The sequence below is a fragment of the Cellulomonas olei genome (genome assembly GCF_039548315.1).
Lineage (GTDB): Bacteria > Actinomycetota > Actinomycetes > Actinomycetales > Cellulomonadaceae > Cellulomonas.
Genome location: NZ_JBCLVN010000064.1, coordinates 33,163 through 43,380 on the forward strand (window position 1 = coordinate 33,163; position 10,218 = coordinate 43,380).

The window sequence follows — 10,218 nt, forward strand, 5'->3', positions numbered from 1 at the left end:
CCGTGGGGCCTTGGTCCCGCTCGGTCGCCCGGTTCTCACCCGGACACCCCTCCCGCGCGGACCCGCGGAGGGTGTAGGACTTCCCCGTCCGCCCGAGGAGCGAGCGGACGGACCCGGGGGAGGGGCGATGATCGTCGACGCGCGCACGCTGCGTCCGGGAGCTGTCCGCACGGCCGACGTCTGCGTCGTCGGCTCCGGCCCGGCCGGCGTGACGGTCGCCCTGGGGCTGCTCGCCCGGGGCCTGACCGTCGCGGTGCTGGAGTCCGGGGGCCTGGACCTGGACCCGGAGGCGGATCGGCTGCAGCTCGCCGCGGACAGGCTCGAGTTCGGGACGGTCGACCAGATCAGCGGCACGCGGCGGGTCGGCGGGAACGCGAACCTGTGGAGCGTCGACCTCGGCGGGGGGCGGCGCGGGCTGCGCCTGGTGCCGCTGTCGGACGCGGACCTGGAGGCCCGGCCGTGGCTGCCGGGGAGCGGCTGGCCGATCACGCCGGCCGACCTCGAGCCCGGCTTCCGGCGCGCGCAGGAGCTGTTCGGGCTGCGGCCCGAGGGGTACGCGGCCGACCCGTGGGAGCGCCCGGGTGCCACCCGCCTGCCGCTGGACGAGGCGGTGGTGACGACGGACGTGTTCCAGTTCGCCGACCGGCGGGAGTTCGCGGAGCGCCACATCCGGACCATCGCCGGCGACCCGTCCTGCACGGTGTTCCACCACGCGTACGTCGTGGAGCTGCGCACCGACCCGGGCGCGACGCGCGTGACGGAGGTCCGCACGATGAGCGCGCCGGGGCGCGAGGTGGTGTTCCGGGCGGCGACGGTCGTGCTCGCGGGCGGCGGGCTGGCGACCACCCAGCTCATGCTCGGCTCGACCGGCGTGCGGCGGGCGCTGGAGCGCGCGGGCGGGGCGCGCGGCACCGACCCGCTGGGCCGGAACTTCATGGACCACCCGCTGGTGGACGGCGGCGTGCTGGAGCCGGCGGACCGGTCCCTGGTGGACGAGATGGCGCTGTACGACCTGCGGACCGTCGAGGGCGTGCCCGTGATGGGGCACCTGCGCCTCAGCGACGACGCCCTGCGGTCGGAGCCCGTGACGCAGCTGTCGACGATGTTCTTCCCGCGGCACGCCAGCCAGCGCGAGCCGGAGGGCGGCGACGACCGGGGTGCGGCGGCGCGGCGGTCGGCGGTCGCGGTGCGGGACGCGCTGCGGGCGCGCCGGCTGCCGGGCGCGGCGGACCTGTGGGGCGCGATCTCGGGCGGCGGCTCGGTGCTGCGCCGGGCCCTGCACTCCGGCGGGCGGCGCTCGACCTACGTGGGCCACGGCGGGTGGTCGACGTTCCGGCGGCCGTCGCGGCACTTCGACCACCTGCGGGTGCTGCACCAGGCGGAGCAGGCGCCGCACCCGGGCAACCGGGTGACGCTCGGGGACCAGACCGACGCGTTCGGGGTCCGGCGGCTGCGCATCGACTGGCGGTGGACGCCCGAGGACGCCCGCGCCGCGGCGGGCGCGCACGCGCTGGTCGCCGAGGCGGTCCGGCGTGCGGGGCTGGGGGAGCTGCGCCCGGCGCTCGCGGGCGTGGACCCCGTGGTGCTCGGCTCCTCGACCAACCACTACCTGGGTACGACGCGGATGCACGCCGACCCGGCGCTCGGCGTCGTGGACCCGGACTGCCGGGTGCACGGGCTGGGCAACCTGTACGTGGCGAGCACGTCGGTGTTCCCGACGGGCGGCTTCGCGAACCCGACGCTGACCCTCGTGGCGCTGGCGTCGCGGCTCGCGGAGGAGGTCCTCGCCACGTTCGGGTGAACGACCCGCGTTCCGGCGATGGGGTGAAAAGCCGCAAATCGGACATCCAGGGCGCGTCCAGGCGGGCAGACTGGCCCGGCCAGCCCACCCCGCCGACGCACCGTGAGCGCGCCGCCCGGCGCCACCCGGCCCGGCCCGCCGCGCAGGAGGCCCCCCATGCCGACACCTCTCGTCCCCCGCGAGCAGTCCGCCCCGCGGCTGCACCCCGGTCGGGGTCGCGTCGTGCTGCGCCGCGACATGGGGGAGTTCGGGGCCCCCGCGCCGCGGCCGCTGCCCCGGCGCGCGGTCGTCGAGCTGGCACGGCCCGTCCTGCAGCCGCTCGCGGCGCTCGTCGGCGTCGAGACGCTCGACCGGGTGGTGGCGCTGACGTTCGACGACGGCCCGGACCCGCACCACACGCCGCGCCTGCTCGACGTGCTGGGCGAGCGCGGCGCGCACGCCACGTTCTTCGTCCTCAGCGAGGCCGCGGAGCAGCACCCCGACCTCGTGCGGCGCATCGTCGCCGAGGGTCACGAGCTCGCGCTGCACAGCCGCGACCACCGCCGCCGGCTCGCGCAGGTGCCGTACGAGGAGTCCATGCGCGTGGTGGCGCAGTCGCGCGCCGTCGTCGAGCAGATCGCCGGGCGGCCGATCCACCTGTTCCGGCCCCCGTACGGCTCGCACACCGTGCGGCAGCGCCGCGGGTGGGCGCGCCAGGGCCTGCGGGTGGTGCTCTGGTCGTCCTCCGTGGAGGACTGGTACCACGGCGAGCAGGACGAGATGGTGCGCCGGGCGTACGCCTCGCTGCACCCCGGGGCGCTCGTGCTCATGCACGACACCCGGGCCGACCCGGAGACCGCGTCCGACCCGTCGGAGCTGCCCCGCCACGACCGCGCCGCCGTGCTCGACGCGCTGCTGCGGCGGATCGCCGCGGACGGCTACCGCACACGCACCGCGGGGGAGCTGCTCGCCGAGTACCCGCCCGTGCGGGCGATGATGCGCGACATGATGCGCTGACCAGCGCGTCCACCGACCGGCGCCGGGCCCCTCCCTCCATCAGGGGCCCGGCGTCTGCGCGTGCAGACGCCGACGGGCTCAGGCGCACTCGGCACATCCGGCGCACGCGGCACATCCGGCGCACTCGGCACACACGGCGCACTCAGGCGGCCAGCGTCGTCCCGCCCGCCGCGCTGAGCGCGACCCGCAGGATCGCGGCGGCCACCACGCTCTGGTCGAACGCCGGCTGCGCCGCGTGCGCCCGGCCGGCGGCGGCGACGCGGGCGTACCGCGCCGGGTCCGCGAGCAGGCCCTCGACGGCGCCGGCCCACGTCCGCGGGCCCGCGGACGGTTCCACGAGCACCCCACCGGGGCCGACCGCCTCGGGCAGCCCGCCGGCGCGCGTCGCGACCACGGGGATGCCGTTGGCCGCGGCCTCGAGCGCCACGCGCCCGAACGTCTCGACCACCCGGGACGGCGCGAGCAGGACCGCGGTGCGCCGGTAGACCTCCGCCATGCGGTCGGTCACCGGGGCGAGCCGCACGTTCGGCAGCGTGCGCAGCCGGGTGAGCAGGGCGTCGCGCTCGTCCGGGTCGAGCGCCCACGCCTCCTGCAGCAGGAACTGCCGGTGCGGCAGCAGCGCGGCGACCGCGAGCGTGGTGTCGATGCCCTTGACGTCCCGGGGGTTGACCATCGTGACGTGCACGGGGTCGTGCCCGGTCGTGCGGCAGTCGCCGAGGTCGATCGGCGGGTAGACCACGGGGGTCTCCAGGCCGAGCGCGTCCCGGACCCGGCCGGCGACGTAGCGGGAGTTGCTGACCACGCGCACCCGCGGGTCGCGCAGCACGGCGGCGAAGCGCGGGTCGGCGGCGCTGCGCCGCGCGAGCTCGTCGACCTCCTGCATCGCGACGATGCGGATCAGCAGGGGGATCCCGCGGCGGTGCACCGGCTCGACCAGGTCGAACGTGGCCACGTCCTGCAGCGCGACCACGTCCCAGTCGCCGTGGTCCAGCCGCCGCTCGACGCCGGCCCGCATCGCCCACGGGCCGTAGCGCGTGGTCCGGTACCCCTGGGCGTCGTCCGCCCAGGCGGCCGGGTGGTGCGGCCGCAGCCGCTGCAGGGCGCGGCGGGGCAGCAGCCGTCGTCCGCCGTACTTCGTCGCGACGACCTCCGGCACGTGGCCCGCGCGCACGAGCTCCCGGGCCAGGTGGTGCAGGTCGAGGATGCCGCCGGCGGTCACCTCCGGCAGCACGGGGTGCCGGACGATCAGGGCGATGCGCATCGTGGTCTCCTTCGACCAGGTACTCGCTGCCGGGGTCGCCGTGGGCAGGCTCACGCGGCGTGCTCCAGGGGGAGGGTGGCGTCGAGCTGCTCGACGATGTGGCGCGCGATCTCCAGCGACGCCGTGGCCGCGGGGGACGGCGCGTTGAGGACGTGCACCTGGCGCGCGGTGGTCTGCACGAGGAAGTCGTCGACCAGCCCGCCGTCGCGGCGCAGCGCCTGCGCGCGGACGCCCGCCGGGGCCGGCACGAGGTCCCCGGCGGTGATGCCGGGCACCAGGCGCGACAGGCTCCGGGCGAACGCGTGCGTGGACAGCGAGCGGCCGACCTCGGCCGCCCCGGGCACGAGGTTGCGGGCGGCGAGCCGCCAGAGCCCGGGCCAGCCCAGCGCGTCGGCCATGTCGCCCGGCGACACGTCGCGCCAGGTGTAGCCCTCCCGGGCGAGCGCGAGCACGGCGTTCGGGCCGGCGTGGACGTGCCCCTCGATGCCGCGCGTGAGGTGCACGCCGAGGAACGGGAACCGCGGGTCCGGCACGGGGTAGATCAGCCCGCGCACCTGCTCGCCGGCCTCGGGGGTGAGCTCGAAGTACTCCCCGCGGAACGGCACGATCCGCGCCTCCGGCTCCAGTCCGCACGCGCGCGCGATGCGGTCGGCGTGCAGCCCGGCGCAGACGACGAGCGCGTCGACCTCGCGGTCCGCCTTGTCGGTGCGCACCTCGACGCGGCCGCGGGCACCGGGCCGGTCGGGCACGGTGCGCGCGGCGAGCACCTCCTCGCCGAGCACGACGCTGCCGCCCGCCGCCTCCACGTCCGCGGCGAGCGCGCGGCACACGCCGGGGTAGTCGACGATGCCGGTGGACTCGACGCGCAGCGCGCCGACCGCCCGCACGTGCGGCTCGTACTCGCGGGCCTCGGCCGGCGTGAGGCGGCGGGCCGGCACCCCGTTGGCGACGGCGCGGTCCGCGAGCTTCTCGAGGCCGGGCAGCTCGCGCTCGGAGGTGGCGACGACGAGCTTCCCGCAGATCTCGACCGGGACGCCGCGCTCGCGGGCGTAGGCGGTGAGCGACCGGGTGCCGGCGGCGGCCATCGTCGCCTTGAGGCTGCCCGGCGGGTAGTACAGGCCGGAGTGCACGACACCGGAGTTGCGACCGGTCTGGTGCAGGGCCAGCCCGTCCTCCTTCTCCAGGACGGTGACCTGGTCGCCGCGCGCGGCGAGGCGGGCGGCGACCGCCAGCCCGACGATGCCGCTGCCGACGACGAGGACGTGGCTCATGCCGTGCTCCTTCCGGGTGGCCCCGTCGGGCCGCTGGCCGCCGCGACCGGGCGGTGGGCGGACCCCCTGTCCGCACCGCGAGGCTAGCCGTCCGCGATGCCCGCTATGTCCGCTTTCGCCGGAATTCACCCTGGAGGCGGTGCCGCCTCCGGGGGACCCCCACCTACGCTCGACGCCATGACCTCCCCGGGCACCGTGAGCGCCGTCGTGTACTCCCGAGACGAGGCCGACCTGCTGCGCGACTGCCTGCCGCGGCTGGCCGGCTTCGACGAGGTGCTCGTCTGCGACATGGGGTCGCGCGACGACACCTCCGCGGTCGCCGCGGAGCACGGGGCGCGCGTGGTGCCGGTCCCGGACGCGCCCGTCGTGGAGCAGGTGCGCCAGCTCGGGCTCGACGCGGCGACCAGCGACTGGGTGCTGTTCGTGGACGCGGACGAGCACCTCCCGGCGGGGTTCCGCGCGGCCCTGCAGCCCGTGCTCGACGGTCCCGACGACGTCGCCGGCGTGCGCCTGCGGTACGACAACGTGGCGTTCGGCCGGCTGCTGGAGCACTCGCTGCGAGGGAGCGCCAAGTTCGCCCTGCTGCGGCGCGGGCGGGCGCACTACGCCGAGCCCGCGCTCGCCCACGTCCCGCCGGTGCTCGACGGCCGCGGCATCGACGCGCCGGAGTCCGTGCCGGCCATCGCCCACCTGAACTTCCGCTCCGTCGGCCAGACGACCGAGAAGATCCTGCGGTACGCCGCGAACAACCCCGGACGGTTCACCCGGTTGGACGACCCCGTGGCCCTGCTGCGCGAGCTGCTGCGGTCCACCGTCTACTCCGGCGTCTGGCGCGACGGCCGCGCGGGGTTCGCCGTCGCCGCGCTGCACACCTTCGGGCACCTGTACGGCTCGCTGCTGGAGGACGAGCGCACCGGCCGGCTGACGCAGGACGTGCCGCGGCGCCGCACGCGGCTGCTGGGCGCCGTCGAGGGCGTCCAGCGCGCCGCCGTCGGGGTCCGGGACGGCGTGCGCGGTGCGGCCCGTGGCGGTTCGCGGGGAGCCCGGTGACGGCGGCCCCCGCGGGGCTGCGGCTCGTGCACGTCACGCGCCTGCCGCCCAGCCCGAGCGGCGTCGCGGCCTACGCCCAGGCGTTCCGCCCCGTGCTGGAGGAGCTCGGGGAGGTGGACGTCGAGCGGCTGCCGCCCGAGCCGGGGGCGTCCCAGTCGGCGGTGCTGGCCGTGCGGCTCGCCCGGCGGCTCGCGCGCCGCGACCCCGCCGACGTCCTCGTGGTCGAGCAGGCCGGGCGGGGGCTGGCTGAGTTCTGGGCGGCCTGGTGGCTGGCCCGGCGCGGGCGGCGCGTCTGGCTGATGGTGCACGACGTGCCGGAGCTCTCCGGCGGCGCCTTCTTCACCACCCTGCTCGACCGTCGCGGGGGGCGTCGCGTCGCCGCGGCCCTCTCCGCCGTGCTCGGGCGGCGGGCGGAGCGGGACCTGCTGCAGCGCGCGGAGCGGGTGCTGTGCCTGTCGCCGGCCGGCGCCCGGGCCCTCGAGCGCGCGCACCGGCTCACCCGCCCGGTGCAGGACGTGCCGCACGTCGGTGCCGTCGCCGAGGCGCCGGTCGAGGGGCGGACCGAGGTGCTCGTCCCCGGCTACGTCGCGGACGCGGCCGACGTGCTGCCGCTGGTCCGTGCGGCGGGGGACCTGCCCGCCGGCTGGACGCTCGCCGTCGGGGCGGCCTCGCCGGCCACCGAGGAGCGGCTGCGCCAGGAGGCGGAGGCGCGGGGCGTGCTCGACCGCGTCCGGCTGCTGGGGTTCCTGCCGGAGGCCGACGTCCGGGCCGCGTTCGCGCGCGCCGCCGTCGTCGTGCGGTGGCGGCGCGACGGGTGGGGCGGTGGCGGCGCCTTCGCGGTGAGCGGCCCGCTGGTCGCCGCGCTGGGCCATGGCTGCGCGGTCGTCACCAACGACTCGCGCGGCGCCTCGCACCTGTTCGACGAGGCCCGGGTGGTGGTGGTCGGCGACGGCGAGCCGGGCGAGCGGGCGCTGCTGGCCGCCGTGCAGGCGCTCGTGGCGGACCCGGCGGACCGGCTGGACCGGGCGCAGGCCGGGCGCGACCTGGTGCGCCGGGAGCACGTGCCGGGGGCGATCGCCGCGCGGCTGGGCGGTGCGCGGGACCCGGAGCGTGCGGGCGCGGCCCGCGGGAAGGAGGCCTGAGGTGGGACGACGGGGCGAGCTGGTCTTCAACCGGGTCATCACGCACGTGCCGAGCAACGCGCTGCGCATCGCGACGCTGCGCCGGCTCGGGGCGGACCTCGGCGAGCACGTGTACCTGTTCGGAGGCTCCGAGGTGCTGGAGCCGGGCAACCTGCGGATCGCGGGGCGCTGCCACGTCGGGCGGTTCTGCCAGGTGGACGCGCGCGGCGGCATCGACATCGGGCACGACGTCGTCATCGCCAGCCACGTGCTGCTGGTGACGGCGGACCACGACCTGCGCGACCCCGGGTTCGCGGGGCGGCTCGGCCCGATCGTCATCGGGGACCGGGCGTGGCTGGCGAGCCGGTCCACGGTGGTGCGGGGCGTGACGATCGGCGAGGGCGCCGTGGTGGCGGCCGGCGCGGTGGTCACGCAGGACGTGCCGCCGTGGACGGTCGTCGGGGGCGTGCCGGCGAAGCCGATCGGCGAGCGCCCGCGCGAGCAGCACTACCGGATCGACTACGGGCCCGAGCGGTACTGACCGGGTCCCCCCCGGAGGGCCGGGGGCGGGACCGCGACGGACGGGGCGCCGGGTCGCGTGGCTCGCGGTGCCACGGCGTGCGGGCCGGACAGGTGCGTGTTTCGATGGGTGAAATGTCATGATTTGACCCAGAGGGGGACCATGCGCGCGTCCGACCGCCACGCCGATCCCGACCCCGTCGCCGTCTCCGTGGTGATCGCCGCGCGCGACGCCGCCGCCACCCTCCCGGACCAGCTCCGCGCCCTCGCGGCCCAGCGCGCCGAGCGGTCCTGGGAGGTCATCGTGGCCGACAACGGCTCCACCGACGGCACCCGCGACGTCGTCGAGGACGCACGATCCTGGCTGCCGCAGGCACGCCTCGTGGACGCCTCCGGGACGCCGGGCGCGGGAGCGGCGCGCAACGCGGCCGCCGAGGTGGCGCGTGGCGGCACGCTGCTGTTCTGCGACGCGGACGACGTCGTCGCCCCCGGGTGGATCGACTCCCTCGGCGCCGCGGTCGACCGCACGGGCGTGGTCGCCGGGCGCCTCGAGTGGCACCGCCTCAACGACCGGTCGGCCCGCCGGTCGCGCGCCCTGCCGCAGGTCGAGGGGCTCCAGTACACCGAGCCGCTGCCGTGGCTCCCGTGCGCGGCGGCGAGCAACCTCGGCATCGGCCGCGAGCTGTTCCACCGCATCGGGCGCTTCGACCCCCGCGCGCGGTGGCTGCAGGACACCGACCTGTGCTGGCGGGCGCAGCTCGCCGGCAGCCGGCTGGAGTTCGAGCCGGCGGCGGTCGTGCACATGCGGCTGCGGCACGGGCTGCGCGACACCTGGGACCAGGGCCGGCACAGCGGCATGGGGCAGCGCTGGCTGGCGGCGCGCTACGGCGACGTCCGCGAGGCGCTCGCGGTGCACCACGAGCCCGCGCCGCCGGCGGACGTCACCGCGCCGGTCGTCCCGGCGCCCCGGCGGCAGCTGCTGCGCAGCAGGCCGGTCCGCGTCGCACGCCGCGCCGGGACGGTCGCGGGGGAGCTCGCGCGCGTGCGGTCGAGGGGCGACGTGGCGCGCCTGTCCTGGTCGACGGGGTTCGGGCTCGGGTACGCGCTCGGCGGGCTGCCGGACCCCGAGCCGTTCCCGCCCGCGGAGGTCGCGGGGCTCGCGGCCGACGGCCGGGGTGGCCCGGACGGCCTGGCCGGCACTGACGGCCCAGGTGGCCCCGATGCTCCGGGTGGCACCGGCGGCCCGGGCGCCGCGGCTGCACCGGAGCCGTCCGGGATGCGGGAGCGCCACCCGGACGAGTGACCCGCCTCGACCGCGCCTGTCCGGTTTGGGAGGGTATGAGCCCATCCCGGTGCCCGTGCCGGGAGCCGTGCCGCCGGAGGTGAGCGTGCCCGAAGCCGTGCCGGGGCGCGTCGACGTCTCCGTGGTGGTCGTGGCCCGCGGCGCGGAGCCGGGTCTCCCGGAGATGCTGCGGGGCGTGCTCGCGTCGCTCGACGTCGCGGCCCGCGGTCCCGCCGGGTCCGCAGGCGCCGGTGCGGTCGCGCCCGCGGTGCGGCTGCGGGGCCACCGCCTCGGCGGCGAGGTCGTGCTGGTCGTCGGGGACGTCGCCGCGCTGCCGCCGGGCCTGGGCGGGGACCGTCGGGTCCGGGTCGTCGCCGCGCCCGGCGTGGGACCCGCGCGGGCCCGCAACCTCGGCGTCGCGGCCTCCCGGGGGCGGTACCTGCTCTTCACGCTGGCGGAGGTGCGGGTCCCCGCCGCCTGGGTGTCCGCGCTGACGGCACCACTGCGCGCCGGGCGGGCCGACCTCGTCGCGGGCGCCGTCCACCCCCCGGGTCGCGCGCCGTCCGCCGCGCGCGCGGACCGCCTGCTGGGCGTGGTGGCCGACCCGCCGCCGCCGGGTGCCTGGCCGGCCGCCGCCGGCGCGGCGACGCGGGCGGTGCTGGAGTCGGTCGGGTTCGACGAGGGGCTGCGGGCGGACGAGGAGGGCGCGGCCGTCATGTTCCGCCGCGACGCCGTCGGGGCCGGCTTCCGCGAGGCGCCGGTCGCCGGGCAGCCGGTGCTCCTCGCACGCGACCCCGCCCGCGCGGGCCGGCGGGCGGTCGCGGCCCGTGCCCGGACCCGCGGCCGGGTCGACGCCTACGTGGCGCGGCACCTCGGCCGCGGCGCCCCCGCGCTGCTCCCCGCGGTGGTCGCCGTCG

The 10,218-nt window shown here is 78.1% G+C and carries 9 protein-coding genes; 7 read left to right on the forward strand and 2 right to left on the reverse strand.

Annotation, left to right across the window (positions count from 1 at the left end; translation table 11 throughout):
* Nucleotides 1-127: 127 nt before the first annotated feature.
* Both AAHH18_RS16150 and AAHH18_RS16155 read left to right on the forward strand, forming a co-directional pair.
* Nucleotides 128-1,801, forward strand: a complete 1,674-nt coding sequence (locus AAHH18_RS16150) for a GMC family oxidoreductase (RefSeq protein ID WP_343302314.1) — start codon at nt 128-130, stop codon at nt 1,799-1,801.
* 156 nt (nt 1,802-1,957) lie between these two features.
* Nucleotides 1,958-2,797, forward strand: coding sequence for a polysaccharide deacetylase family protein (locus AAHH18_RS16155; protein WP_343302315.1), 840 nt, complete (start codon nt 1,958-1,960; stop codon nt 2,795-2,797).
* Between the two features lie 142 nt (nt 2,798-2,939).
* On the opposite strand, the gene AAHH18_RS16160 is transcribed toward AAHH18_RS16155, so the two are convergent.
* Together AAHH18_RS16160 and lhgO are read right to left on the reverse strand one after the other, a co-directional pair.
* Nucleotides 2,940-4,058 (reverse strand): glycosyltransferase, encoded by a 1,119-nt coding sequence (locus tag AAHH18_RS16160; RefSeq protein WP_343302316.1) that lies wholly within the window; start codon nt 4,056-4,058, stop codon nt 2,940-2,942.
* Between the two features lie 50 nt (nt 4,059-4,108).
* A complete protein-coding gene (gene lhgO / locus AAHH18_RS16165) occupies nt 4,109-5,329 on the reverse strand; it encodes an L-2-hydroxyglutarate oxidase (protein WP_343302317.1) in 1,221 nt (406 codons plus the stop codon).
* Between the two features lie 177 nt (nt 5,330-5,506).
* On the opposite strand from lhgO, the gene AAHH18_RS16170 reads away from it, so the two are divergent.
* From AAHH18_RS16170 to AAHH18_RS16190, 5 genes are all read left to right on the forward strand, one after another.
* On the forward strand, nt 5,507-6,379 hold the full coding sequence (locus AAHH18_RS16170) for a glycosyltransferase (protein ID WP_343302318.1): 873 nt from the start codon (nt 5,507-5,509) through the stop codon (nt 6,377-6,379).
* Entirely contained in the window at nt 6,376-7,521 is a 1,146-nt protein-coding gene (locus AAHH18_RS16175) for a glycosyltransferase family protein (protein ID WP_343302319.1), read from the forward strand. Before AAHH18_RS16170 ends, AAHH18_RS16175 begins: the two co-directional genes overlap by 4 nt.
* Nucleotide 7,522: 1 nt before the next feature.
* Nucleotides 7,523-8,041, forward strand: coding sequence for an acyltransferase (locus AAHH18_RS16180; protein WP_283321176.1), 519 nt, complete (start codon nt 7,523-7,525; stop codon nt 8,039-8,041).
* A gap of 141 nt (nt 8,042-8,182) precedes the next feature.
* Complete coding sequence (locus tag AAHH18_RS16185) at nt 8,183-9,322, forward strand: glycosyltransferase family 2 protein (protein WP_343302320.1); 1,140 nt, start codon at nt 8,183-8,185, stop codon at nt 9,320-9,322.
* Between the two features lie 85 nt (nt 9,323-9,407).
* On the forward strand, nt 9,408-10,218 hold an 811-nt coding region (locus tag AAHH18_RS16190), incomplete at its 3' end, for a glycosyltransferase (protein ID WP_343302321.1).

Coding starts and splice junctions, on each gene's coding strand:
- AAHH18_RS16150 (WP_343302314.1), top strand. CDS start 128: ATGATCGTCGACGCGCGCACGCTGCGTCCGGGAGCTGTCCGCACGGCC.
- AAHH18_RS16170 (WP_343302318.1), top strand. CDS start 5,507: ATGACCTCCCCGGGCACCGTGAGCGCCGTCGTGTACTCCCGAGACGAG.
- lhgO (WP_343302317.1), bottom strand. CDS start 5,329: ATGAGCCACGTCCTCGTCGTCGGCAGCGGCATCGTCGGGCTGGCGGTC.
- AAHH18_RS16160 (WP_343302316.1), bottom strand. CDS start 4,058: ATGCGCATCGCCCTGATCGTCCGGCACCCCGTGCTGCCGGAGGTGACC.
- AAHH18_RS16185 (WP_343302320.1), top strand. CDS start 8,183: ATGCGCGCGTCCGACCGCCACGCCGATCCCGACCCCGTCGCCGTCTCC.
- AAHH18_RS16155 (WP_343302315.1), top strand. CDS start 1,958: ATGCCGACACCTCTCGTCCCCCGCGAGCAGTCCGCCCCGCGGCTGCAC.